The sequence below is a fragment of the Alsobacter sp. genome, assembly GCF_059501845.1.
Genome location: NZ_JCACDK010000014.1, coordinates 30,082 through 53,812, shown reverse-complemented (window position 1 = coordinate 53,812; position 23,731 = coordinate 30,082). Strand labels below are relative to the sequence as shown.

General features: G+C 69.4%; 19 protein-coding genes. 7 read left to right on the top strand and 12 right to left on the bottom strand.

The window, feature by feature from the left end:
• Positions 1 to 6 precede the first annotated feature (6 nt).
• From biuH to AC5JCN_RS11240, 5 genes are all read right to left on the bottom strand, one after another.
• Positions 7 to 684 (bottom strand): biuret amidohydrolase, encoded by a 678-nt coding sequence (biuH, locus tag AC5JCN_RS11260; RefSeq protein ID WP_495755152.1) that lies wholly within the window; start codon positions 682 to 684, stop codon positions 7 to 9.
• 2 nt (positions 685 to 686) lie between these two features.
• A complete protein-coding gene (locus tag AC5JCN_RS11255; RefSeq protein ID WP_495755151.1) occupies positions 687 to 1,703 on the bottom strand; it encodes a formamidase in 1,017 nt (338 codons plus the stop codon).
• A gap of 15 nt (positions 1,704 to 1,718) precedes the next feature.
• On the bottom strand, positions 1,719 to 2,642 hold the full coding sequence (locus AC5JCN_RS11250) for an ABC transporter permease (RefSeq protein ID WP_495755150.1): 924 nt from the start codon (positions 2,640 to 2,642) through the stop codon (positions 1,719 to 1,721).
• A complete protein-coding gene (locus tag AC5JCN_RS11245) occupies positions 2,639 to 3,763 on the bottom strand; it encodes an ABC transporter permease (RefSeq protein ID WP_495755149.1) in 1,125 nt (374 codons plus the stop codon). Before AC5JCN_RS11245 ends, AC5JCN_RS11250 begins: the two co-directional genes overlap by 4 nt.
• A gap of 100 nt (positions 3,764 to 3,863) precedes the next feature.
• Complete coding sequence (locus AC5JCN_RS11240; protein WP_495755148.1) at positions 3,864 to 4,979, bottom strand: BMP family ABC transporter substrate-binding protein; 1,116 nt, start codon at positions 4,977 to 4,979, stop codon at positions 3,864 to 3,866.
• A 264-nt stretch (positions 4,980 to 5,243) separates the two neighbouring features.
• Between AC5JCN_RS11240 and atzF the strand changes: the two genes are divergently transcribed.
• The gene (gene atzF, locus AC5JCN_RS11235; protein ID WP_495755147.1) at positions 5,244 to 7,040 is read left to right on the top strand and encodes an allophanate hydrolase; all 1,797 of its coding nucleotides are present in this window, start codon (positions 5,244 to 5,246) and stop codon (positions 7,038 to 7,040) included.
• 10 nt (positions 7,041 to 7,050) lie between these two features.
• On the opposite strand, the gene AC5JCN_RS11230 is transcribed toward atzF, so the two are convergent.
• Positions 7,051 to 8,292: a molybdopterin molybdotransferase MoeA gene (locus tag AC5JCN_RS11230; RefSeq protein WP_495755146.1), complete on the bottom strand. Its 1,242-nt coding sequence runs from the start codon at positions 8,290 to 8,292 to the stop codon at positions 7,051 to 7,053.
• 203 nt (positions 8,293 to 8,495) lie between these two features.
• Here AC5JCN_RS11230 and AC5JCN_RS11225 point away from each other — a divergent pair, with 203 nt between their 5' ends.
• Positions 8,496 to 9,710 carry a peptide ABC transporter permease gene (locus AC5JCN_RS11225; protein WP_495755145.1) on the top strand — a complete coding sequence of 405 codons (1,215 nt, stop codon included), beginning with the start codon at positions 8,496 to 8,498 and terminating at the stop codon, positions 9,708 to 9,710.
• A gap of 5 nt (positions 9,711 to 9,715) precedes the next feature.
• On the opposite strand, the gene msrQ is transcribed toward AC5JCN_RS11225, so the two are convergent.
• From msrQ to AC5JCN_RS11210, 3 genes are all read right to left on the bottom strand, one after another.
• On the bottom strand, positions 9,716 to 10,408 hold the full coding sequence (gene msrQ, locus AC5JCN_RS11220; protein WP_495755144.1) for a protein-methionine-sulfoxide reductase heme-binding subunit MsrQ: 693 nt from the start codon (positions 10,406 to 10,408) through the stop codon (positions 9,716 to 9,718).
• Positions 10,408 to 11,364 carry a protein-methionine-sulfoxide reductase catalytic subunit MsrP gene (gene msrP, locus AC5JCN_RS11215; RefSeq protein ID WP_495755143.1) on the bottom strand — a complete coding sequence of 319 codons (957 nt, stop codon included), beginning with the start codon at positions 11,362 to 11,364 and terminating at the stop codon, positions 10,408 to 10,410. The genes msrQ and msrP overlap by 1 nt, the downstream gene beginning before the upstream one ends.
• Positions 11,365 to 11,555: 191 nt before the next feature.
• Positions 11,556 to 12,497 carry a sugar kinase gene (locus AC5JCN_RS11210; RefSeq protein WP_495755142.1) on the bottom strand — a complete coding sequence of 314 codons (942 nt, stop codon included), beginning with the start codon at positions 12,495 to 12,497 and terminating at the stop codon, positions 11,556 to 11,558.
• A 135-nt stretch (positions 12,498 to 12,632) separates the two neighbouring features.
• Between AC5JCN_RS11210 and AC5JCN_RS11205 the strand changes: the two genes are divergently transcribed.
• The 5 genes from AC5JCN_RS11205 to AC5JCN_RS11185 all read left to right on the top strand — a co-directional run bounded on the left by AC5JCN_RS11205 (position 12,633) and on the right by AC5JCN_RS11185 (position 21,850).
• On the top strand, positions 12,633 to 13,061 hold the full coding sequence (locus AC5JCN_RS11205) for an Hsp20 family protein (protein WP_495755141.1): 429 nt from the start codon (positions 12,633 to 12,635) through the stop codon (positions 13,059 to 13,061).
• 53 nt (positions 13,062 to 13,114) lie between these two features.
• A complete protein-coding gene (locus AC5JCN_RS11200; RefSeq protein ID WP_495755140.1) occupies positions 13,115 to 13,399 on the top strand; it encodes a BQ00720 family protein in 285 nt (94 codons plus the stop codon).
• Positions 13,400 to 13,571: 172 nt separating this feature from the next.
• The gene (ilvD, locus tag AC5JCN_RS11195; protein ID WP_495755139.1) at positions 13,572 to 15,422 is read left to right on the top strand and encodes a dihydroxy-acid dehydratase; all 1,851 of its coding nucleotides are present in this window, start codon (positions 13,572 to 13,574) and stop codon (positions 15,420 to 15,422) included.
• Positions 15,423 to 15,608: 186 nt separating this feature from the next.
• Positions 15,609 to 17,573 (top strand): autotransporter assembly complex protein TamA, encoded by a 1,965-nt coding sequence (locus AC5JCN_RS11190; protein ID WP_495755138.1) that lies wholly within the window; start codon positions 15,609 to 15,611, stop codon positions 17,571 to 17,573.
• The gene (locus AC5JCN_RS11185; RefSeq protein ID WP_495755137.1) at positions 17,573 to 21,850 is read left to right on the top strand and encodes a translocation/assembly module TamB domain-containing protein; all 4,278 of its coding nucleotides are present in this window, start codon (positions 17,573 to 17,575) and stop codon (positions 21,848 to 21,850) included. Before AC5JCN_RS11190 ends, AC5JCN_RS11185 begins: the two co-directional genes overlap by 1 nt.
• A 73-nt stretch (positions 21,851 to 21,923) precedes the next feature.
• Here the strand turns inward: AC5JCN_RS11185 and AC5JCN_RS11180 are convergent, their stop codons facing one another.
• From AC5JCN_RS11180 to cysQ, 3 genes are all read right to left on the bottom strand, one after another.
• Positions 21,924 to 22,241 (bottom strand): helix-turn-helix domain-containing protein, encoded by a 318-nt coding sequence (locus AC5JCN_RS11180; protein WP_495755136.1) that lies wholly within the window; start codon positions 22,239 to 22,241, stop codon positions 21,924 to 21,926.
• A 46-nt stretch (positions 22,242 to 22,287) separates the two neighbouring features.
• Complete coding sequence (locus AC5JCN_RS11175; RefSeq protein WP_495755135.1) at positions 22,288 to 22,800, bottom strand: pyridoxamine 5'-phosphate oxidase family protein; 513 nt, start codon at positions 22,798 to 22,800, stop codon at positions 22,288 to 22,290.
• A gap of 74 nt (positions 22,801 to 22,874) precedes the next feature.
• A complete protein-coding gene (gene cysQ / locus AC5JCN_RS11170; RefSeq protein ID WP_495755134.1) occupies positions 22,875 to 23,729 on the bottom strand; it encodes a 3'(2'),5'-bisphosphate nucleotidase CysQ in 855 nt (284 codons plus the stop codon).
• Positions 23,730 to 23,731: the final 2 nt, after the last annotated feature.

Sequence of the window (23,731 nt, the reverse complement as noted above, 5' to 3'; positions counted from 1 at the left end):
TCCTCCTCACGGCAGGCTCTCGATCAGCTGGACGGAGTTCGACACGGTGCCGAAGACGCCGCCCTGCATCTTGACCATCTTGATCGCGGCGAGGTGGTTGCCGCGGTCGGTGGCGCCGCAGCAATCCTCCAGCAGCAGGCACTCGTAGCCGCGGTCGTTGGCCTCGCGCATCGTCGTATGCACGCAGACGTCGGTGGTGATGCCGGTCAGCACGATGTTGGCGATGCTCTTCTGGCGCAGGATCATGTCGAGGTCGGTGGCGCAGAAGGAGCCCTTGCCGGGCTTGTCGATCACGATTTCGCCGGGTATCGGCGCCAGCTCGGGGATGATCTCCCAGCCCGGCTCGCCACGGACAAGAATTTTCCCGCATGGCCCGGGATCGCCGATGCCGGCGCCGATGCGCTGCGAGCGCCAGCGCTTATTGGCCGGCAGGTCGGCAAGATCCGGCCGGTGCCCCTCACGGGTGTGGATGATGGTGAAACCCTTGCCGCGCATGGCCGCGAGCACGCGCGAGATGGGCTCGATGGGCGCGCGGGTGAGCGACAGGTCGTAGCCCATCGTGTCGACATAGCCGCCCTTGCCGCAGAAGTCGGTCTGCATGTCGATGACGATCAGCGCCGTGTTCGCCGGCCGCAGGTCGCCGTTCCACGGCCAGGGGTAGGGATCGCCGGGGATCGTGGCCATGGTCACTCCGCCGCCTGGGGAAGGGTCTCGCCGTAGCGTCGGGTGGGAGCGGGAAAGCCGCAGGAGGTGCCGTCGGTCACCTTCACCTCGTCCTCCCAGGGCAGGCGGTAGCGGCCCGCAGCCAGGTCGGTCATGAAGGTGTAGGGGCAGTCGCCCGCCCCGCCCTGCACCGCCGTGAAGCCGCGATGGCCGAGCTGGTAGATGTTGTTCTCCACCCCCCATCCGGCGCGCGCCTCGCGCACGAGGTCGGGCCGCACCTCGGCGGTGATGATCTCGTCGGCCCGGCCGGACGTGCCGTGCGCCATGACCGTGCCGTCGAAATTCACGATCATGCCCTCGCCCATGCTGTCGAACGTGCCGTCCGACCCGCACATGCAGACATTGGCGGTGACCATGAGATTGCAGAAGGAGTTCGCCTGGTTGGTGAAGCGCCAGGCGTCGCGGATCGGCGCGGTGTATCCGGCCGTGCGCAGCATGATCTCGGCCCCCTTGTAGGCGCATTCGCGCGCCATCTCCGGGAACATGCCATCATGGCAGATGATGAGCGCGAGCTTGCAACCCTTCGGCCCCTCGATGACCGGGATGCCGAGGTCGCCGGGCTCCCAGGGCTCGACGGGCACCCAGGGGTGGAGCTTGCGGTAGTAGAGCTTCAGCTCGCCCGTGTCGTCGATGACGAGGCCGGAATTGTACGGGTTGCCGCCGGGGTTCAGCTCCATGATGGAGAAGCAGCCCCAGATGCGATTGTCGCGGCAGGCCGTCTTGAAAGCCGTCACCTCCGGCCCGTCCAGGCGGCACATGATGGCGGGGTTGGTGTCCATGGACAGGCCGTGCAGCGCGTATTCGGGGAAGACGACGAGGTCCATCGTCGGCATGTTGCGCCGTGCCTTGCCGACCATCTCCACGATGCGCTGCGTCTGCGCCGCGAGGTCCGACGGTGTCGCGACGGTCGGCAGTTGCAGCTGCACGAGGCCGATGACGACGCCGTTGTCTGATTTGTTGAGCCCGCCCAGTCCGCTCATGATCCCTCCCTGGCCCTATCGCGTCAGCGCCAGCTCGCCGGGGGCGTTGGCGAACGCCCGCTTCGTCGAGGACGAGGCGATCATGATGAAGAGCGTGACGATGTAGGGTGCCGCGTTGAAGAAGTAGTAGCCCTGCGTGATGCCGACGGACTGCAGCGCCGGCCCGAGCGCTCCGGCGGCGCCGAACATCAGGGCCGCAAGGAAGCAGCGCACCGGATCCCAGCGCGCGAAGATGACGAGTGCGACCGCCATCAGGCCCTGCCCTGAGGACAGGCCCTCGTTCCAGGAGCCCGGGTAGTAGAGCGAGAGGAAGGAGCCGCCGACACCGGCGAGGAAGCCGCCCGCCGTCGTCGAGAGCAGGCGGACGAGGTCGACATTGATGCCCATGGCCCGAGCCGCCGGAGCGCTGTCTCCGGTGGTTCGCACGACGAGGCCGAGCCGCGTGTTGCGGAAGGCCCAGCCCATGCCGAGTGCCAGCGCGATGCCGACGAAGAACAGCGGGTTGATGCTGAGCGCCGTGGCCACCGCCGGATTCCCCGTCCAGTCGCCGAGCGGGATGGACGGCAGGCGAGGCGCCTGCGGCTGGATGAAGGCCTTGCCGAAGAAGAAGGCGAGCCCCAGGCCGAAGCTCATCATCGCGATGCCGATGGCGACATCGTTGACGCGCGGCAGGCGGCAGACATAGCCGTGGATGGCGCCCAGCGCCGCCCCGGCGAGCCCTGCCACCAGCACGCCCAGCCAGGGCGACCCGGTGAGGTAGGACACGGCGTAGGCCGACATCGCCCCAAAGACGAGCGTGCCCTCCAGGCCGAGATTGATGCGTCCCGACTTCTCGGTGAGGCATTCCCCGAGCGAAACGAAGAGGAACGGCGTGGAGACGCGAATGGCGCCGCCGACCATGGCGAGAAGGACCGTCAGGAGTGCCGAGTCGCCGCTCATGTCCTGTCGGCCTCCCGCCGCGCCGCGAAGAAGGAAAAGCGCCCATACATCGTCTCGCTGACGAGCAGGACGAGGAAGATGAGGCTCTGGAAGACGAGCACGCTGGCGTCCGGCAGGCCCATGCGGCGCTGGATCAGCCCGCCGGCTGCGGCGATGCCGCCGAAGAGGATGGCGACGGGCACGATGGCGAACGGATTATGCCGCGCGAGGAAGGCGACGAGGATTCCCGTGAAGCCGTAGCCGGCCACCAGTGAGGCGTTGGCCTTGCCATGAATGGCGGCGACCTCGAAGAAGCCGGCGAGCCCTGCCATGGCGCCGGCGATGACGCAGCAGGAAACCAGCAGGGTGCCCACCGGCAGGCCCTGCGCCCGCGCCGCGCGAACGTTGCCCCCTGTGACCCGCAGGGCGAAGCCGTAGGTCGTGCGGCTGATCAGGACGCCCAGCACCAGCGCCATGACGATGCCGACGACGAGCCCCCAGTGCACGTCCGTGCCCGGGATCGGGCCGACCATGTTGGCTTCCCCGATATTGGCCGTGGAGGGCTTGTTGGCCGAGGCTGGGTCGCGCAGCACGCCTTCCACGAGGAAGTTCATGATCGCGATGGCGATGTAGGACATCAGCAGGCTGGCGATCGTCTCGTTGACGCCGCGCGAGTGGCGCAGCCATCCGACGATCCCGATCCAGGCACCGCCCGCCGCCAGGGCCGCTAGAGCCATCATCGGGATGATCACGATCGGCGGCAGGAGCCCGCCGAAGGGCAGCGGCACCACGGCGGCGGCAAGCCCGCCAAGCACCAGTGCGCCCTCGCCGCCGATGATCACGAGGCCAGCGCGGGCCGGCAGCGCCACGCACAGGGCGGTGAGGATCAGCGGGGCGGAGCGCAGCAGCGTGTTCTGCCACGAGAAGGAGGTGCCGAAGCCGCCCTGCCAGAGCAGCTGGAAGAACTGTGCCGGAGATTTCCCCAGCCCGAGCAGGAACAGCGAGAACAGCAGGCAGGACACGATGACCGCGAAGAGCGGGATCGCGACGTATTCCGATCCGCTGCGAAGCCGGTCGAGAAGGTCGCTGCCCATGCCGGCGGACCCGGCCGCCGGAACGCCCTGGGTGGCGGTATCCGTCATCGGCATCTCCTCGGGGTGGAAGCGGACAAGGCTGCGCCTCGCGAGAAGGGCAGGGTGCCTGCGCCGGCCCCCGTCGCCAGGGACCGGCGCAGTCCGGTGGTCAGGTCAGGGAGCCCGCGACGCCCTCGACGAGATAGTTGGTCGTCTCGAGGAACACGTCGTAATTGTCGACCGCCTTGCCGGCAGGCACGACCTCGTTGCCCTTGTTGTCCTTCACGGGGCCGATCACGTAGGGCTTGTTGGCCTTGAGGTCGGCGCGCGCCGCGTCGGCGGCCTTCTTGCCCTCCTCGGTGGCACCGGCGCCGTAGGGCGTGCTCTGGACATAGTCCTTGTCGAAGCCGCCGCGCTCGAAGTTCGGCAGCTTCTGGCCCTTCGCGATGAGGTCGGCGAAGGACTTGTAGATCGTTTCCCACTTGTACTCGGCGCCGGTGATGAAGCCCTTTGGCGCCAGCGGAGCCTGCGACGCGTTGTGGCCGCAGGTCTTGATGCCGCGCTTCTCGGCCGTCTCGATGACGACCTTGGGGCTGTCGACATGGCAGGTGATGACGTCGGCGCCGCTGTCGGCCAGCGCGTTCGTCGCCTCAGCCTCGCGGACCGGGAGCGACCAGTCGCCGGTGATGATGAGCTGGACGGTGGCGTTCGGGTTCACCTTCCGCACGCCCATGGTGAAGGCGTTGATGTTGGTGAGCACCGAGGGGATCGGCTTGGCGGCGATGAAGCCGAGCTTGTTGCTCTTGGTGGCGAGGCCGGCGGCGATGCCGTCGATGTAGTGCGCCTGATGCAGGTAGGCGTAATAGGACCCCGCGTTCATGGGGTGCTTGTCCTTGTTCCACAGGCCGATGGCATGGCGGAACTCGACGTTGGGGTACTTCTTGGCCATCTCCAGCATGTGGGGGTCGAAGTAGCCGAACGACGTCGCGAAAATCAGCTTGGCGCCGTCCAGCTGGATCATCGACTCCATGGTCTTCTGGACAGCCACGGTCTCCGGAACGTTCTCCTCCTCGACGACCTTGACGCCGGGCGCCGCCTTCAGCGCGGCCGCGGCCACCGCGTGCGCCTGGTTCCAGCCGAAGTCGTCGCGCGGGCCGACATAGATGATGCCGATCGTCGTCTCCGCGGCGCGGGCGATCGTCGGCAGACCTCCGAGGCTCAGGCCCACGGCGCCGGCGGCCGTCCCCTTCAACAGGCCGCGGCGGGTTATGTCATGGCGGAACATGCAACCGTTCTCCTCAAACGGGCGCCCCTCCCGGACGCCCCCTCCGGGTTACGCTTCGCAACCCCCGTGCCAGCCTGCCGCCCGGGATATGGCCGCGCCTCCGCCGGGATTCCGGGCAGCGGTTAATCAGGCGCCTAAAATCTGAGCAGAACAGTTCAGCTTGCGCCGTCTGCCCGGCTTGCGCCTTGCGGGAGAGACGCGCTGCCGGGGGTTGGCGGCGCTGGTCCACGCGTTGCATCCTCCGCCGCGACTGCGGAGACCTTCATGACCCCGAGCTTCGATATCGCCGCCCTGCATGCAGCCTATGCGGGAGGACTTTCGCCCGCGACCGTGGCCCGGGAGATCCACGCGCGGATCGAAGCCGCCGGCGATCCCGGCATCTTCATCGCGCTGCGCGGCCTTCCGGAGCTCATGGCCGATGCAGCGGCCCTGCCGCCCTTCGATCCAAAGGTTTTCCCGCTGTGGGGGATCCCCTTCGCGGTCAAGGACAACATCGATGTCGCCGGACTGCCGACGACGGCTGCCTGCCCGGCCTTCGCCTATACGCCGGAGCAGACTGCTTCAGCCGTCCAGCGCCTCCTGGCGGCTGGCGCTCTTCTGGTGGGGAAGACCAATCTCGACCAGTTCGCGACCGGCCTCGTCGGCGTGCGCAGCCCCTATCCCGTCCCACGCAACACCTTCGACCCCGGCATCGTCCCGGGTGGCTCGTCGTCCGGCTCGGCCGTCGCGGTGGCGCGCGGCATCGTCTCCTTCGCGCTCGGCACGGACACCGCCGGATCGGGCCGCGTGCCGGCGGCGCTCAACAACCTCGTAGGCCTGAAGCCGAGTGTCGGCGCCGTGCCGACGCTTGGCGTCGTGCCCGCCTGCCGCACGCTCGACGTCGTGTCGGTCTTCGCGCTGACGGTCGACGACGCCTGGGCCGCGTTCTCGGTGATGGCGGGCCCCGAAGCCGCAGATCCTTTCTCCCGGCCGATCGCCATGGCGCGGCCCGGTCCTGCGCCCAAAAGCCCCGTCCTCGGCATTCCCAGCCGCGACCAGCTCGTCTTTGGCGGGGACCCGCAGTCGGAGAAGGCCTGGGATGCCGCGCTCGCGCTTTACACCGTCCTCGGCGCACGGCTGGTCGAGATCGACATGCAGCCTTTCTTCGAGGCGGCCAGGATCCTCTACGAGGGCGCCTACGTCGCCGAGCGATACGCCGCCGTCCGTCCGTTCATGGAAGAGCGGCCCGGCGACATGCATCCGGTCACGCGCCGCATTATCGAGGGCGCCACGAAGTTCTCGGCCGCCGACGCGTTCGACGCGCAGTACCGCCTTGCGGACCTGCGGAGGATCACGTCACCGGTCTGGAGGGGCATCGACGCGCTCGTCGTGCCCAGCATCCCGCGCCCGGTGAGCGTCGCGGAACTTCGGGACGATCCGGTCGGCCCGAACTCGCTGCTCGGCGTCTATACGAATTTCGTCAACCTGCTCGACCTCTCCGCCCTGGCGGTACCGGGACCGTTCCGGCAGGACGGCTTCCCCGCAGGCACGACGCTCATCGGACCGCGCGGAGCCGACGGCCGGCTCGCCTCGCTCGGACGTGCCGTGGTGGCCGCGGCTGGGCTGCCGCTCGGCGCGACGGGCGTCATGCCCGGGCCGTCATCCAAGCCGGTTCCGGCCGCGTTGCCCGACGAGATCGAGCTTGTCGTCGTCGGTGCCCATCTCTCCGGCCTGCCGCTGAATCACGAGCTCCGCAGCCTAGGCGCGCGTTTCCTGCGCGCCGTCGACACCGAGCCGAGCTACACCCTCTATGCCTTGCCGGGCGGACCGCCGCGCCGTCCGGGGCTGATCCGGGTCGCGGAGGGGCAGGGCGCGTCCATCGCAACGGAGGTCTGGGCCCTGACGCCGGATGCGTTCGGCCGCTTCGTCTCCGGCATTCCCGCGCCGCTCGGCATCGGCACGCTGCGGCTGGCCGACGGCACCCGGCCCAAGGGCTTCCTGTGTGAGCCGGTGGCCGTACGCGACGCGGAAGACGTCAGCGAATTCGGCGGCTGGCGGGCCTACATCGCGTCGCTCGGGTGAGGAGGGCCCTTCAGGAGAACAGGCCGCCCACGAAGGGCAGGAAACCGATCTCGCCGCCGGACGCCACGTCTCCATGGAAAGGGGAGATGACGGCCAGGCCGTCCGATTCCACCAGGGGCCGCAGCCGGGCCGCACCACCGCCCAGGCGAGCCAGCACGGGGGCACCGCCGTCGAGGTAACCCTGAACGCTGGCAGGGATGAATTCGAGCCGTCCCGGCGCGTGGTGGTGCGAGAAGCCCGACCGTGCCGGAATGGGCGCCAGCGGAAGCGCGGGCCGTCCGGCCAGGCTCTCGGCAACGGGGCGCGAGAACAGCACGGCCGAGACCAGCGCTGCGAAAGGGTTGCCGGGGAGCCCGCACAGAAGCGTGCTGCCGAACGTGCCGAAGACTGCGGGCTTGCCGGGCTTGACCGCCATGCGCGTCACGACCGCGTTGCCGCCCGCCGCCCGGACGGCGGCGACGAGATGATCTTCCTCTCCGACGGAGGTTCCCCCGGTCGTCACCACCAAGTCGACGCCGCTCGCGGCAGCCGAGAGGCACGCGGCGAGGCTCGTCGGATCGTCCGGGACGATGCCGTGGTCCGCGACGTCGGCCCACGGGGACTGAAGCAGGGCGAGCAGCATGGGCCGGTTGGCGTCGTAGATGCCGCTCCCGCTGCGCTCGCTGCCGGCTTCCACGAGCTCGGTCCCGGTCGACAGCACCGCAATGCGGACGCGCCGGCGCACCGTGACCTCCGCCGAACCGACCGCTGCCAGAAGGGCGAGGTGGCGCGCGTCGAGAAGAGTTCCGGCAGTGAGAAGGGCTGAGTCGCGGGCCACATCCTCGCCCGCCCGCCTGACATGCTGGCCGGGCTGCGGCAAGACCGAGGGCAGCACCACATCCCCGGCAGCCTCGGCATCCTCCTGCCGCAGCACGGCATCGGCGCCCTCCGGGATCGGCGCTCCCGTGAAGATCCGCAGCGCCTCCCCGGGAGCGAGCCGTCGCGGTGCCCCCGCGCCTGCGGCCACGCGCCCGACGATCCGGAACGTTGTCCCGGACGCCGGCAGGGACAGGGCCCACCCGTCCATGGCGGCATGGTCGAAGGCGGGAAACGCGGAGGCAGCGATCGCCGGGCGCGCAAGGACCCGGCCCGCCGCCGCGCGCAAGGGCACGGTCTCCTCGCCGCGCACGGGATCGGCGAGGGCGAGGAGGCCGGCCCGCACGAGATCGACGGGGAGAAGGCCCGCCTCCGGCTTCTGAGCAGCGCCGCCCATCTCACGCTCCCAACCCTTGACGCCCCATCACTGTAACGCCCCGGATCGGCGAACCGAAGCCGCGAAAGCGCCGCCCTGCCAGCGGGAAAAGAGCGCAAAGCGGGGCATTTCGCAGGTGCAGTGTTGCCGCATGCCTACAGCGACGTGCCTCGCGCCTCGCTAAGGTGCAAAGGAGTCCGGCGTCCCGGACGCTCCGGTTACGCATGCCGATGGCCCGCTTCGCCCGCACGACAGCCAACCCCGCGCTCGACGCGGCCGGCTTGTTGCGCCGTCTCGGCTTCTTTCTTCTCGCCGTGGCCGCGCCCCTGCTGGCAGTGACATCGCGCCGCGGGCTGGTGATCGTCGCACCGATCGGCATCGCGCTGATGGTGCTCGCCGCCGTGCTGGAGAGCGAGGGCCAGGAGCCCCTGTCTTCGCTGCGCCGATCGGTCGGGACGCTCGGTGGCGCGGTGGCGGCTTTCCTCGTGTTCTGGGCAACCTTGTCGCTGCTCTGGGCGCCGTTCCCGTCCGAGGCGCTGGACAGGATCGTCAATATCATCGGCATGGGGATCGTCGGCCTGGCCGCGGCGGCCGCAGTGCCTCAGCGCATGCGGGCGTCCAACCTTTATCTGTTGCCGATCGGCTGTGCGCTGGCGGCCATCGCGGCGCTCGTGCTCGTGCTCGGCCTTGGGCCGAAGGCGGCCGGGGACGACTGGTTCGCCGACCGTGGGTTGCTGCTCGTCGCTCTGGTGGCGCCCACGGGCATGACGTGGCTGGTGTCACGCGGGCGCCTCGTCTCAGGGGCGCTGCTGATCGCCCTGGTCACGACGGGGCTGATCGTCGACCGCGCCTGGGAGCCGCTGGTCTCGCTGATCCTGGGCGCCATCGTCTTCGCCTATGCCAGCGCGGACCTGAAGCGGGCCCGGCTGGTCTGCGTCGTGGCCATGCCGGCCCTGATGGTGCTGGCACCGCTGCTGCCGTTCCTGCTGCGCCCCGCCGCGAAGCTCGTCCTCGGTGCATATGATCCGCGCGTCGAGACGATCCGCGCCTGGTGCCGCACGGTCTCCGACGATCCCCTGCGCCTGATCACCGGCCATGGCCTGGAGACCGCGCTGCGCGCCAAGGCCGCCGGGATGGTGCCGCAGTCCATGCCGAACGGGCTGATGTTCGACGCGTGGTTCGAACTCGGCGTGCTCGGCGCAGTCTCGGTGGCCATCCTCGTCGGCCTTGCCGCGCACGCGGCGGGCAAGCTCAGCGCGGCCGTTGCGCCGGGCGCCCTGATGACCGTGACGGTCGGCTTCTCCATGGCCGCGCTCGGGCTGGGCCTCACCCAGTCCTGGTGGCTGATCGGGCTCGCCATGGCCGCCGTTTTCGTCGTGGCCGTCGAGCACGGGCAGTTTCGCACCACGCGCCCGCGCACGGCCAAGCCTGCTGAATAGTCGCTTTAGGCGGCGGAGCGGGCTGCCTTGAGGCGGGACTGCTTCGGCCGGAACTTGTTCCAGACACGCCAGCCGAGCAGCACGGCCAGCATCGCGGCATAGATCACCGGCCAAGTGATGTCGCGCTTCACAAGCCACCAGTAGTGGACCACGCCGAGAATGGCGACGGCGTAGATCGCCTGGTGCAGCCTGTTCCAGGACTGCCCGCCCATGCGGCGGATCCAGCCCTTGGTGGAGGTGACCGCCAGCGGCGTCATCAGCAGCAGGGCCGCGAAGCCGACCGTGATGAAGGGCCGTTTCCACACGTCTTTCAGGATCGCTCCGACGTCGAAGTACTGGTCGAAGGCGACATAGGCAGAGAGGTGCACGACGCCGTAGAAGAACGCGAACAGCCCGAGCATCCGCCTGAAGCGGATCGGCCAGTTCAGGCCGCTAAGCCGGCGAAAGGGCGTCACCGCCAGCGTGATCAGCAGGAAGTGCAGGCACCAGTCGCCCGTCGTGTGCAGGATCGTCTCGGCCGGGTTCGCGCCGAGCCATTCGGGCCGCATCAGCACGCCCCAGGTGAGCCAGCCAGCCGGGTACAGGCTGGCCAGGAACACGAAGGGCTTGGCGAGCGCGACCTTGTCGCGCCGCTTCGCCGCTGCCGCCTTCGGCGCGGATGCGCGTGGCGCTGCCAGGGGGGCGACTGCTTCGGACATCAGAAGTTCTTCCTCAGGTCCATGCCGGAGTAGAGCGACGCCACCTGGTCGGCGTAGCCGTTGAAGGGCAGCGTCTCGGTGTTCGCGAACAGCGCCGGCAGCGCCTTCTCCCGCTTCTGGCTCCAGCGCGGATGGTCCACGTCCGGGTTCACGTTGGAGTAGAACCCGTACTCGCTCGGCCCGGCGCCCATCCAGGAGGTGACAGGCTCCTTCTCCACGAAGTCGATGCGCACGATCGACTTGGCGCTCTTGAAGCCGTACTTCCACGGCACGACCATGCGAACCGGTGCCCCGTTCTGGTTCGGCAGCGTCTCGCCGTAGAGGCCGACGGTGAGCAGGGCCAGCGGGTGCATGGCCTCGTCGATGCGCAGGCCCTCCACATAGGGCCAGTCGAGAACGCCGGCCCGCACGCCCGGCATGTTCTCCTGCTGCACCACCGAGGTGAACTTCACGTACTTCGCCTTGCTCGTCGGCTGCACGAGGGCGAGCACCTTGTTGAGTTCGACACCCACCCACGGCACCACCATGGACCACGCCTCGACGCAGCGGAAACGGTAGACCCGCTCCTCCAGCGGCATCTTGAGGATGTCCTCGATGCCGACCGTGCGGGGCTTGTCCACCTCGCCGCCGATCTCGACCGTCCACGGGCGCACCTTCATCGCCGAGGCGGAAGCCGCGGGATCGTACTTGCCCGTGCCGAATTCGTAGAAATTGTTGTAGCTCGTCACGATCTTGCGTGGGGTCGGCTCACCCTTGACCGTGAAGGCGGGGTTGCGCGCCGCCGGGAGCTTGACGATCACGTCCTCGGCGCGGGCGCCGGATGCTGCCAGCACGCCCGGCAGGGCCGCTGCGGCGGCGGCGCCGGCGAGGAAATGCCGGCGGTTCAGGAAGATGTCCTTCGGCGTGATCTCCGAGGCGGGAATGGAGGACCCCAGCAACTGGTGGCGGTTCGTCATGGTTCTCTCCTCGGCGGATCCGGCCCATCGGCGTGGCCCGCGGCGAATACGATACGGGGCGGCTTCCCGGCCGGACCTGTGGCAGGGAACGCACCGGCGCGGCATACCGCAAGGCCCGGGCCGGTCACATCTGCGCAAGGACCGGGCGGGTGCCGCGCTTGCAGAACTCTTCGGTCCCGCCTCTTCCGCCGTTACGCGCGGTCGCGCAGAAAAGTTTCGACAGCACCGCGTCGCGGGATGGGCGCCACCGCCCCGTAGCCCAACGTCGAGAGCGCCGCCGCCGCATTGGCATAGGACGCCGCCGCAAAGGGATCGCCCGACTTCAGCCATTCCGCCAGGAACGCGCCGTCGAACGTATCGCCCGCTCCCGTCGCGTCCACCGCCTGCACGGGATAGGCCGGCACCATGTGGCTCTCGCCGGGGACGGCGACGAGCGTGCCGTCCTTGCCCAGCGTCAAGGCCACCACCTTGCAGCCGAGGCCGAGATAGTACGCGGCGATCTCGTCCGGCGTCTGGAGGCCGGTGAGCTGGCGGGCGTCGTCGAGCCCGGGGAGGCAGATGTCCGAGAGGGCGACTGCGGCGTGGATGACGGCCCGCGCCCGCTCCAGCGGCCACAGCCGCAGGCGGAGATTGGTGTCGTAGCTGACCGTCCGCCCGGCCGCCTTGGCCACGGCGATGGCATGGAAAACGGCGTCGCAGGCCGTGTCGGAAATCGCCTGGCTGATGCCGGAGACATGCAGCACCCGGCTCGCGCGCACCAGGTCTTCCGGAACGTCGCGGGGCCGCACGAGGCTTGCGACCGATCCGGAACGCCAGTAGCTGAACTGGTGCCCGTCCGGCCCGTGCGAGATGAAGTAGATGCCGGTGCGCGCCTCCTCGCGCAGGCCGACACGTGAGCGATCGACGCCCTCCCGGTCCCACAGGGCCAGGAAGTCGGCACCGAAGGCGTCCCCGCCGAGCGCCGTGAAGTAGCCGACCTTCGCGCCCTGGCGTGCTGCGGCAACCGCCGCATTCGAGGTGTCGCCCCCGAATCCCGGCAGGAAGACGCGCTCTCCACCACGCTCCACCTCGGAGAACTCCATCAGCGGCTCGCCCATGGCGAGGATGTCGAGGGTCGCGGGGGTGGACGTCATGGCCGTGGACTCACTTGGACCGGGGGTTGAAGGCGGCGGGAGGCCTCGCCATATTCCCGATGTGGCCGGAAACGGCCATGGGGGGCGCTGCGAAAGCGGGCCTCTCGACGAAGTGCCTCGGGACAGGGCTTCGACATGTCACGCGTACCGTCTTTGTCGTCCCCGTTCCTTCTCGGCTTCGACGAGGTGGAGCGGGCCCTCGGCCGGGTGGCGAAAGCCGCCTCGGAGGGCTATCCGCCCTACAACATCGAGCGGATCGCCCGCAATGGTGAAGAACCGGAACGCTTGCGCATCACGCTGGCGGTCGCGGGCTTCTCCAGGGAGCAGCTCGAGATCACGCTGGAGGAAAACCAGCTCGTGATCCGCGGGCGCCAGGCCGAGGACCGGGATCGACAATACCTCCACCGGGGTATCGCGGCACGCCAGTTCCAGCGGGCGTTCCTGCTGGCCGACGGACTCGAAGTCCTGGGGGCCGATCTCGCGAACGGTCTTCTATCGATCGATCTCGTTCGCCCCGAGGCAGAGCGCATCGTGCGCAGGATCGATATCGCGGCACGCGGCTGATGAGTGGCGCGCGCCTTGCTTCCCCTGTTTCGCTCCGCTCAAAGGAGGGTGCGATGACTGACACCAACAAGATCCCCGACGCCACCCCTGAGGCTGCTTCGCCCATCGTTTCGGCCGAGGCGCTCGCCCACATCGGCGAAGGCCACATCGCCTATGTCCGCGCCATCCGCTCCGAGGAGCTGAACCGGCTCTTCCCGCAGGCGCCCAAGCTCGATCCGGGCCTGAACCTGTTCGCGCTGCTCGGCGCCGACGGTACCCCGATCATGGTGACCGACAGCCGCAGCGCCGCGGTGGCAAACGCTTTCGAACACGACCTCCTGCCTGTCAGCGTCCACTGACGCTGCGCTGACGCGGGGTCCGGCACCGGACCTCTCCGGCCCTGGTGGACGCGCGCCGCCCCGCGCGCATCCCTCCCTCACCGTCATGCCGACGTTTGCACGGCTCGTCCGGCTCCGCTAGGAGACCGGGCGGGCCGTTTTCGCATCGGCCCCAACGCGCGTGAGGAGAGAGATGCCCGCCTATCGTTCCCGCACCACCACCCATGGCCGCAACATGGCCGGCGCCCGCGGACTGTGGCGTGCCACGGGCATGAAGGACGAGGATTTCGGCAAGCCGATCATCGCGGTCGTCAACTCCTTCACGCAGTTCGTGCCCGGCCACGTGCACCTGAAGGATCTCGGCCAGCTGGTCGCGCGCGAAATCGAAAAGGCGGGCGGCGTCGCCAAGGAGTTCAACACGATCGCCGTCGACGACGGCATCGCGATGGGCCATGACGGCATGCTCTACAGCCTGCCATCGCGCGAGATCATCGCCGACAGCGTGGAGTACATGGTCAACGCGCACTGCGCCGACGCCATGGTCTGCATCTCCAACTGCGACAAGATCACCCCCGGCATGCTGATGGCCGCGCTGCGGCTCAACATTCCGTGCGTCTTCGTCTCCGGCGGCCCGATGGAAGCCGGCAAGGTGAAGTGGAAGGACACGGTCCGCAAGGCAGACCTCATCGACGCCATGGTCGCCGCTGCGGACGACCGTGTCTCCGATGAGGAAGTGAAGGCCATCGAGCGCTCGGCTTGCCCGACCTGCGGGTCCTGCTCCGGCATGTTCACGGCGAATTCGATGAACTGCCTCACCGAGGCGCTGGGCCTCGCGCTGCCCGGCAATGGCTCGACGCTCGCCACCCACGCCGACAGGCGCCGCCTCTTCGTCGAGGCCGGCCACCTCGCGGTCGACCTCGCGCGGCGCTACTACGAGCAGGACGACGTGTCCGCGCTGCCCCGGTCCATCGCCAATTTCCGGGCCTTCGAGAACGCCATGACGCTCGACATCGCCATGGGCGGGTCGACCAACACGGTGCTGCACCTCCTGGCGGCGGCCTATGAGGGCGAGGTGCCCTTCACCATGGCCGACATCGACCGCCTGTCGCGGCGCGTGCCCGTGGTCTGCAAGGTCGCCCCCTCCGTCGCCAACGTCCACATGGAGGACGTGCACCGCGCCGGCGGCATCATGGCGATCCTTGGCGAACTCGACCGGGCCGGCCTGATCCATGCCGACTGCCCGACCGTGCACAGCGCGACGCTCGGCGATGCGCTGGACCGCTGGGACGTCGGCCGCACCAATTCCGAGACCGTCCGCGACTTCTACCGTGCCGCGCCCGGCGGCGTTCCGACGCAGGTCGCCTTCAGTCAGGACAGGCGCTACGACGATCTCGACACCGACCGGGCGAAGGGCGTGATCCGCGACGTCGAGCACGCCTATTCCAGGGATGGCGGTCTCGCCGTGCTGTACGGCAACCTCGCCGAGGACGGCTGCATCGTGAAGACCGCGGGCGTCGACGCGTCGATCCTCCAGTTCGCCGGCCCGGCCCGGATCTTCGAGAGCCAGGACGCGGCGGTCGAGGGCATCCTGGGCGGAACGGTGAAGGCCGGAGACGTCGTGCTGATCCGCTACGAGGGTCCGCGCGGCGGCCCCGGGATGCAGGAGATGCTCTACCCGACGAGCTACCTGAAGTCGAAGGGGCTCGGGAAGGCGTGCGCCCTCGTCACCGACGGACGCTTCTCTGGTGGCACGTCCGGCCTGTCCATCGGCCACTGCTCGCCTGAGGCGGCCGAGGGCGGCACGATCGGCCTCGCCGAGGAGGGCGACCGGGTCGAGATCGACATCCCCGGCCGGCGCATCGAGCTGATGGTCTCGACGGAGGAACTGGCCCGCCGCCGCGCCGCGATGGAGGCGAGGGGCAAGGCGGCCTGGAAGCCGGAGGCGCCGCGCAAGCGCAAGGTCACCACTGCGTTGCGCGCCTACGCCGCCCTGACCACCAGCGCCTCGAAGGGCGCGGTGCGCGTGGTCGAGGACCGCGACTGATCGTCCCGACCCTGTTCCTGACGGCGGCGGCAGGCCTGCCGCCGTCATGACGCAATCGACGGAAATCGTTAACCAGAATTAGCGCGAAAGACTTAACCCGCGTGCACCAAACCGGGTACCTGAGACGTTAGCCTGGGGGACTGGAGAGTAAGGGGCGGCGCGGGAGACCAGCCGCCGGGAGGGTGAATGGTCCGAGCGCGGCTTCTCGGCGTGATCAGCCTGACCTGTGTGCTGTCGGCGGCGTACCCGGCCGTGCCGGCCATGGCGTTCGACCTGCTCGGCTGGATCGGCCTCTCCGACGGCGAGCCGCCGGCCGCGACGCCGACGACGCTGCCCTATAAGCTCACCATCGAGACCGGCGGCGCGGATGGCGCCAAGTCGGCCCTGCGCGATGCCTCCAACCTCTACCGGCTGCGCAACGACCCGCCGCCTGACGGGGACGCTCTCGCCCGCCTTGCGGTCGCCGACCTGCCGCGGCTCACCGACGCGCTGTGGGCGCTTGGCTACTACGATGCCCGCGTGACCGCGGTGGTCGCCGGCCGCACCCTGGCGCTTGCGACGGATCAGACCGCCGCCGCCGCCGCCGCCGCCAACGCCTACAAGGGCAGGGGGCCCGTCCCCGTCGAGATCCAGGTCCAGCCCGGCCCGCTCTATACGTTCCGGACGGTTCGCATCCTCGACGCCAAGAGCTTCCGGCCGTTCACGCCACAGGAATTGCCGCCCAAGGTGGTTGGCCTGAAGCCCGGGGATCCCGCGCGTTCTGCCGAGGTGATCGCAGCCGAGTCCCGCATCGTCGACCATTTCCGCGACGAGGGGCATCCCTTCGCCAAGATGACCGGCCTCGACCCCGTCGTGGACCATCCGGCGCGCGCCATGGACGTCAGCATGTCCGTCGCGGCCGGCCCGAAGGCGGGCTTCGGCGACATCTCCGTCGCGGGCGAGACCTCGGTGCCGGAATCCGTCATCCGGTCTTTCATCTACACGGAGCCGGGCGACCCGTACTCGCCCCAGACGATCGACGACATGAAGAAGTCGATCGGCCGCATCGAGGCCCTGTCCTCCGTGCGGATCCGGGAGGGCTCCAGCCTCGATGCGAGCGGCAACCTGCCTCTCTTCGTCGACGTCACCGAGCGCAAGCTGCGCGCCATCGGCGCCTCGGCGCTCTACTCCACCATCGACGGACCCGAGGTGCGGGCCTACTGGACCCACCGCAATCTCTTCGGCGGCGCCGAGGTGCTGCGCGTCGAAGGCAGCGTCTTCTATGCCGGCCGCACCTACACGGAAGAGCCGCTCGAGAGCTTCCGCGACTTCAAGATGTCCGACTTCGGCGGGCGGTTCGGCTACGTGTTCATGAAGCCTGCCCTCTGGGGCTCGCGCAACGACCTCGTCAGCAACGCCAGCATCTCGCGCGAGAAGACGATCTCCTACGTCGCCCGCCGCGCCGGCGGCGAGATCGGGATCCGCCACCGCTTCAGCGACATGTTCTCGGTGCAGGGCACGGTCAAGTTCGACCGCGGCCAGACTTCCGACGAACTCGGTCAGGTCACCTACACCCTCGTCGGCCTGCCGGTGTCGGTCACCTACGACAGCACCGACAATGCGCTGAATCCCAGCAAGGGCTGGCGCATCACCGCGACCGAGGCGCCGTATCCCACCTTCCTCGGCTCGACGGTCGGCATCAACGTCTTCAAGGCGAACGCCTCGACCTACTGGTCGATCGACGAGGATGGGCGCTACATCCTGGCCGCCCGGGCGGGCTTCGGCACCGTCGCCGGCGCCTCGCTCGACGAGATCCCGGCCAACTACCGCTTCTACGGCGGCGGCGGCGGCTCCGTGCGCGGCTACAAGTACCAGAGCCTCGGACCGCAGGTGAACGGCGCGCCGGTGGGTGGACGCAGCCTGCTCGAGGGCTCGCTGGAAGCCCGCATCAAGATCACCGACACGATCGGCATCGTGCCGTTCGTCGATGCCGGCACGGCGTTCGAGTCGAGCCTGCCGGACTTCGAAGAGCCCATCCGGGTGTCGGCGGGCCTCGGGTTGCGGTATTACACGCCTATCGGCCCGATCCGGGTGGACGTCGCCGTCCCCTTCTCGCAGGTCGCCGGCAACAGGCCCGTGGCTCTCTACATCGGCGTGGGGCAGAGCTTCTGATGCGCACCCGGCTCGCCTCCCTCCTCATCGGCTTCGGTGTCCTCGCGGCAGCGCTCGCCTGGTTCGCCGTGCGCACGCCCGGCAATGCGCAAAGCGAGCAGAGCACGCTGGCCGGACTGATCTCCTGGGCCCTCTCGACGCCGCAGAACCAGGTCACCGTCGGCTCGGTCGACGGCGCGCTGTCGTCCGATGCGACGATCCACGACCTGAAGATCGCCGACAAGAACGGGGTCTGGCTGACGCTGAACCGTGCCCGCATCTCGTGGCGGCGCACCGCCCTTTTCTCCCGCCGCCTGGAGATCGACACGCTCGATGTCGACCGGCTCGAGATTGCGCGGCGCCCCGTGTCGGACGAGGAGGAGAAGGCTCAAGCCGCCGACGCGCCGGCGCTGCCGGAGCTTCCTGTCAAGCTGATCGTCAAGGATTTTTCGCTCGACGACCTCGTGCTCGGCCAGGGCGTCGTGGGGCCGGCGGCCCGCATTGCGGCCAAGGGCTCCGCCACCCTCGGCAAGCCGTCGGAGGGCCTCGATCTGAAGCTCGATGCCAGGCGCCTGGACGCACCCGGCACCTTCGGCGTGAACCTCGCCTATGTGCCGGACAGCACCCAGCTGCAGCTTGCCGCCAACCTCGACGAGCCCGCCGGCGGCCTGCTCTCCACCGTCGCAGGCCTGCCGGGGACGCCGCCCATCAAGCTCCGCATTCAGGGCGCAGGCCCGCTGGACAAGTGGGCCTCGACGCTCGACTTCCAGTCCGGTCCGACGGTGGGCGCGAACGGCAAGGCCACGCTGAACCGCGACGGCGATATCCGCGTGCTGGGCCTCGACCTGACCGCCCGCATCCAGGACCTGCTGCCGCCCTACGCCGCCCCCGTGTTCGCCGGCACTACGACGCTGGCCGGCGACGTAGTCTTCGGCGACGATGGTGGTTTCGCCATCCGCAACGTCGACCTCGCCTCGCGCACGGCGCGGCTTACGGCGTCGGGTTACCTGAACGCCCAGAAGCAGATCGACCTCGCGCTCGCCATCCGCGCAGTCCCGACCGACGGCGCGGTGACGCGGGCGGGATCCACGCAGATCGAGCGGCTGCTGGTCGATGCGCGTGCGACCGGAACGACGGATGCCCCCCGCGTTGCCGCCACGCTGTCGGCGGGGAATATCGTGTCGCCCGCACTCAAGCTCGGCGGGGCGGAGGGGCGCTTCACGGTGGACGCGTCCCCCGGCAGCACGACAATCTCCCGCCTAGCCCTCGACCTGCAGGCCAGCGGCATCGAACTGGCCGATCCCGAGCTGGCGCAGGCCGTAGGCGACACGCTGAAAGTGACGGCACGCGGTGAGCTCGGCGACGACCTCGTCCTGAACGCCACGCAGGCGCAAGTGGAAACGAAGACCGCCTCTCTCGCCTGGACGGGCCGGATCGGACGCAGGGTGCTCGACGGCACCGCCCAGGGCCGTCTGCCCGATCTCACCGCCTTCTCCGCCATCGCTGGACGCCCGCTTGGCGGGTCGGCGGACCTGACGGCGCGGCTGCAGGGCGACCCCCGCCGCTACCGCTTCACCGCCGGCCTCAACGGGGCGCTCACGGACGCGCGGGTGGACGTTCCGCAGGTCGACGCTCTCCTGGCGGGACGCGTCGCGATCACCGGAACGGCGGAGCGCATGCCGGCCGGCTTCAGCCTGAAGGACGTCCGCCTCGCCGGCCAGCATGTGACGCTGCGCCTCGACGGCACCGCTGACAATGCGAAGGCCGCCCTCACCGCCGCGCTCGACATTCCCGACCTCAAGCGGGCGGACGAGCGCCTGTCCGGCCGGGCACATGGCCAGGCGAAGATCGGCGGCACGCTGGACCGTCCGGATGTGGACGCCGATATCGTCCTGTCCGACGCGACGAGCATGGGCCGCAAGATCCCGCAGCTGCACATCACCGCGGCGGCCAAGGACGTGCTGGGCGATCTCGCGGCGCGGTTCACGCTCGCCGGCCAGTCCGATGGCAAGCCCGTCGCGGGGCAGGGCGCCGTCGCACGGACCGGGGAAACCTGGAACGTCAGCGGCCTCGACGTGTCGGTCGGCACCGCGAAGCTGACCGGCGACGTCACCGTCGCTCCCGGACCGCGGGCCAGCGGTGCGTTGGCGCTCGTTGCCGCCAACCTCGACGACCTCACGCCGTTCGCGCTGACGAAGCTGGCGGGAGACATCGACGCGCGCATCACCCTGGCCGATGCGAACGGACGACAGGATGTCGACCTCGTCGCCAAGGGGAGCCGCCTCTCCGCCGAAGGCCAGAGCCTGAGGCGGCTGGATGCCACAGCGTCGGTCCGCGATGCCTTCGGCCATCCCGTGGTCGACGCCGCGATAGCCGTCGACGAGGCGGTGCTGGGCGGGCAGACCTTCCAGACCATCCGGCTGGACAGCAAGGGGACGCAGGACGCCAGCGACTTTACGGCCAAGGCGAAGGGCCTCGGTCTCGATCTCGCCGCCGCCGGCCGGCTGCGCCCCGGCCCACCCATCGTCGTAGACCTCAACACCTTCACCGCCGCGAAAGGCAAGCAGCGCCTCGCCCTTGCGAAGCCGGCAAGCTTCACCGTCGAGAACGGCGGCGTCACGATTGCCGGGCTCGACGTCGTCGCTGGATCCGGGCGCGTGACGGCATCGGGGCGGGCCGGGCAGACACTCGACCTCGTCGCCGAGGCGAAGGCAGTCCCCTTGTCGGTGTCGGCGCTCTTCGCCCCGGACCTCGGGCTCGAAGGCACTCTCGACGGCCGGGTCTCGGTGAAGGGAACGGCCCAGGCACCCTCGGGCGACTACCGCGTGCAGATTGCCCGCCTGACGGCCGCCGCCACCCGCGGAGCCGCCGTTCCGCCGCTCGACATCAAGGCCTCGGGCAGGCTCGACGGCGGCCGCGCGACGGTCGATGCAAGCGTGACGGCCGCCAAGGCCGGTACCCTGACGGTGACCGGCAGCGTGCCGGTCGCGGCCGGCGGCGCGATGGACCTCAAGGTGCGCGGCCCGCTCGACCTCGGCGTCGCGAACACCTTCCTCGCCGGCGAGGGGAGGCGGCTGACAGGCCGCGTCACGCTGGACATCGCCGCCAAGGGGCCATTCGCCAAGCCCGACCTCTCGGGAACGGCCGTGCTCTCCGGCGCGTCGTTCTACGACGCTCTTCAGGGGATCGACCTGCGCTCGATCGAGGCCCGCATCGCCGCGCGTGGCGACACGCTGACGGTGGAGAGCTTCCGCGCCGCCACGCCCAATGGCGGCACCCTCTCCATCGCCGGCAAGGTCGGCACCGGGGCAACGTCGGGCCTGCCGGCCGACCTCACGATCACCGGGCGGAAGGCGCAACTCGTCTCGACCCCGTTCATCACCGCTGTGGCAGACCTCGATCTCCGTGTGAACGGCCCGCTCGCCAGTGCGCCGCGGCTGGGCGGACGCATCGACATCATCTCGATGGAGATCAACATCGCCGAGAGCCTGCCGACGCGCATCGAGCCTTTGCCGGGCACGAAGCACATTCGTCCCGGGCCGGCGGCGGAAGCGCGGCTGCGCATGATGCAGGCTGCCGCGCGTGCCAAGTCCGGCAAGCCGTTCCTGCTGGCCTTCGACCTCACCATCGACGCCCGCAACCGCATCTTTGCGCGCGGACGTGGCCTGGAGGCCGAGCTCGGCGGAAGCCTCCGCCTGCAGGGCACCAGCCGCGATCCCGTCGCAGTCGGCGCCTTCGAGCTGCGGCGCGGCCTGATATCATTCGCCGGCCAGCGCATCGACCTCACCAAGGGCAAGATCGCCTTTACCGGCGACCTCAAGCCCAGCATCGACTTTACCGCGCAGACGCAGGCCGCCGACGTGACGGCGTACATCGTCGTCACCGGCACCGCCGACAAGCCGACCTTCACGATCACCTCGACGCCTTCGCTGCCGCAGGACGAAATCATCTCGCGCATCCTGTTCGGACGGGCGGCCGGCGGCCTCACCGGCTTCCAGGCCCTGCAACTGGCGGAAACGGTGGCGCAGCTTTCAGGCGGGGGCGGCGCCTTCGACAGCATCCGCAAGTCGCTGGGCGTCGACAGCCTCGACGTCAGCGCGGGCAGCAGCGGCGGCCCCGCCCTCGGCCTCGCCCGCAACTTCGGGCGCAAGCTGCGGATCGGGGTGAGCGCGGGAGCAACGGGGGCGGATACCGGGCTTCAGGCCGACTACGACGTGAACCGCAACATCAAGCTGCGCGGCAATATCGGCGCGAACGGCTCAGCCTCGGTGGGCGTGGCAACGGAGTGGGAATACTGAGCGAGACCCGCTGCCGGGCTTCGCAACCGCGACGGTTCAGCGGCATACGGGTCTGAAGACCCGCGCTGCTGCGTCAGGTATCGTTGGCTGTCGTGACTTCCTCGACGGGGACGCTCTCCTCGAGAGCGTCGTCGACGGCGCTGGGGCGCAGCCGGACGCCGGGAGTGCCGTCCTCCAGGAATTCGACGCCTTCCTGCTCGAGTGCCCTGCGCAGCTTGCGCAGAGCCTCCGTGTCGTCCTGTGTCACCGGGCCGACGTCGAGTTCCTCGTCGCCCCTGTCTTCCATGCGCCCGATCGTCTTCGGGTGCAGCCCGCACTTGTCTGCAAGGTCGTTGACGGACAGGCCCGTCAGGACTCGCGCGGCCTGGATGAGATCACCGGTCATCGGCATGGACGTCTCTCGCATAGAGTGCCCGGTGCGGGCGTGGGACGCTAACCTAGAATTTCACTGTAGCATTGTCGCCCGGATGAGGGCGCTCGCCGGTCGTGACGGCCTTCAGGTAGCCGTAGGCGTGCAGCATGGTGCTCGACGGGCTGTCCCAATACTCCGCGCCGTCCACTGCGACGCGGATCAGCGCGATATCGGGATCCTCGGCGCCCTTGGGAAACCAGACGCGCAGCGCCTCGTGCCACAGCTCCTTGGACTTCTCCGCATCGTAGATGACTTCGCCGCGCCCTGTCACGGACACGTAGTTCTGGCGGCTCTCGTCGGCATAGGTGAGCAGCACTTCCGGATCGCGCGCGAGATCGGCGATCTTCGGCGAGTTCCGGTCTGTAAAGAACCAGAGATGGCCGTCGAACTCGACCGTGTTGGTGGCCATCGGCCGCGAATGCATGCGTCCGTCGTCACCATGCGTGGCCATCATGGCGATGCGCACATCCTTCAGAAGGGAAAGAACCTTGTTACGGGCTTCGTCATCCGTGCGGGTAGGATGCTCGCGCGAACCCATGGCGTTCTCCTGCGTCGGTTGGGGTGCCCGCTAACCGATGAGGATGTGCGGAGGTTCCGCTGCGCCGCCGCGCCTCACAAGGCTGTGCGGCGGCCCCAGGCGACGAAGGGGCCATTGCGGAAGTCCGGCTTGCCGTAGCGGAAGGCCACGCCCTCGGGCGTCGTGACCGCACCTCCGGCCGCGACCAGAACGGCCTGGCCTGCGGCTGTGTCCCACTCCATGGTCGGCGCGAAGCGGGGATAGACGTCACCTTCGCCCGCGGCGATGCGGCAGAACTTCAGGGAAGAGCCGGCGACACGGCGTTCGGCCACGGGCAGCGTTCCGAGGAATGCCTCGGATGCCGGGTCGAGATGAGAGCGGCTCACCAGGGCGACCATGCCGCCGTCCGGCGTCGCGCGGCAGGCCAGGCGATGGCGCTGTCGCTCGCCAGGCAAAGCGGGGGCAGCGGGAGCGACGACCATGCTCTCCGCGATGCCCTCGGACACGTCGCCGAGCCAGAGCAGGCCGAGGGCCGGTGCGTACACCGCTCCGCACACGGGCGCGCCGTGCTCGATCAGGGCGATGTTGACCGTGAATTCGCCATTGCGGTCGAGAAACTCGCGGGTGCCGTCGAGAGGATCGACGAGCAGGAAGGTGGCGCCGCATTGGGGCACGAAGCCAGCCGCCGCTGCTTCCTCGGCCACCACCGGAACGTCCGGGTAGATGTTGGCCAGCCCCTCGGAGACGATGGCCTCGCTTTCCACGTCCGCGTGCGTGACGGGCGAGCCGTCCTTCTTCCACGAGCAGCCGCAGCCTTCCTCGTAGCGGTCGAGCACGGCGCGACCTGCGGCGACGGCGATGAGGCCCAGCGCATCGCGCCTCGGCAAGCCGGAGGCGGCCGCGGAGATGGGCCGGAGTGGGAGGGGGGCGCTGGGAAGGGGGTCGCTCATGG

What these genes read in the sequence shown, in the direction of transcription:
- biuH (WP_495755152.1), bottom strand. Translation starts at nt 684, where the DNA reads ATGGCCACGATCCCCGGCGATCCCTACCCCTGGCCGTGGAACGGCGAC.
- AC5JCN_RS11255 (WP_495755151.1), bottom strand. Translation starts at nt 1,703, where the DNA reads ATGAGCGGACTGGGCGGGCTCAACAAATCAGACAACGGCGTCGTCATC.
- AC5JCN_RS11250 (WP_495755150.1), bottom strand. Translation starts at nt 2,642, where the DNA reads ATGAGCGGCGACTCGGCACTCCTGACGGTCCTTCTCGCCATGGTCGGC.
- AC5JCN_RS11245 (WP_495755149.1), bottom strand. Translation starts at nt 3,763, where the DNA reads ATGACGGATACCGCCACCCAGGGCGTTCCGGCGGCCGGGTCCGCCGGC.
- AC5JCN_RS11240 (WP_495755148.1), bottom strand. Translation starts at nt 4,979, where the DNA reads ATGTTCCGCCATGACATAACCCGCCGCGGCCTGTTGAAGGGGACGGCC.
- atzF (WP_495755147.1), top strand. Translation starts at nt 5,244, where the DNA reads ATGACCCCGAGCTTCGATATCGCCGCCCTGCATGCAGCCTATGCGGGA.
- AC5JCN_RS11230 (WP_495755146.1), bottom strand. Translation starts at nt 8,292, where the DNA reads ATGGGCGGCGCTGCTCAGAAGCCGGAGGCGGGCCTTCTCCCCGTCGAT.
- AC5JCN_RS11225 (WP_495755145.1), top strand. Translation starts at nt 8,496, where the DNA reads ATGCCGATGGCCCGCTTCGCCCGCACGACAGCCAACCCCGCGCTCGAC.
- msrQ (WP_495755144.1), bottom strand. Translation starts at nt 10,408, where the DNA reads ATGTCCGAAGCAGTCGCCCCCCTGGCAGCGCCACGCGCATCCGCGCCG.
- msrP (WP_495755143.1), bottom strand. Translation starts at nt 11,364, where the DNA reads ATGACGAACCGCCACCAGTTGCTGGGGTCCTCCATTCCCGCCTCGGAG.
- AC5JCN_RS11210 (WP_495755142.1), bottom strand. Translation starts at nt 12,497, where the DNA reads ATGACGTCCACCCCCGCGACCCTCGACATCCTCGCCATGGGCGAGCCG.
- AC5JCN_RS11205 (WP_495755141.1), top strand. Translation starts at nt 12,633, where the DNA reads ATGTCACGCGTACCGTCTTTGTCGTCCCCGTTCCTTCTCGGCTTCGAC.
- AC5JCN_RS11200 (WP_495755140.1), top strand. Translation starts at nt 13,115, where the DNA reads ATGACTGACACCAACAAGATCCCCGACGCCACCCCTGAGGCTGCTTCG.
- ilvD (WP_495755139.1), top strand. Translation starts at nt 13,572, where the DNA reads ATGCCCGCCTATCGTTCCCGCACCACCACCCATGGCCGCAACATGGCC.
- AC5JCN_RS11190 (WP_495755138.1), top strand. Translation starts at nt 15,609, where the DNA reads ATGGTCCGAGCGCGGCTTCTCGGCGTGATCAGCCTGACCTGTGTGCTG.
- AC5JCN_RS11185 (WP_495755137.1), top strand. Translation starts at nt 17,573, where the DNA reads ATGCGCACCCGGCTCGCCTCCCTCCTCATCGGCTTCGGTGTCCTCGCG.
- AC5JCN_RS11180 (WP_495755136.1), bottom strand. Translation starts at nt 22,241, where the DNA reads ATGCCGATGACCGGTGATCTCATCCAGGCCGCGCGAGTCCTGACGGGC.
- AC5JCN_RS11175 (WP_495755135.1), bottom strand. Translation starts at nt 22,800, where the DNA reads ATGGGTTCGCGCGAGCATCCTACCCGCACGGATGACGAAGCCCGTAAC.
- cysQ (WP_495755134.1), bottom strand. Translation starts at nt 23,729, where the DNA reads ATGAGCGACCCCCTTCCCAGCGCCCCCCTCCCACTCCGGCCCATCTCC.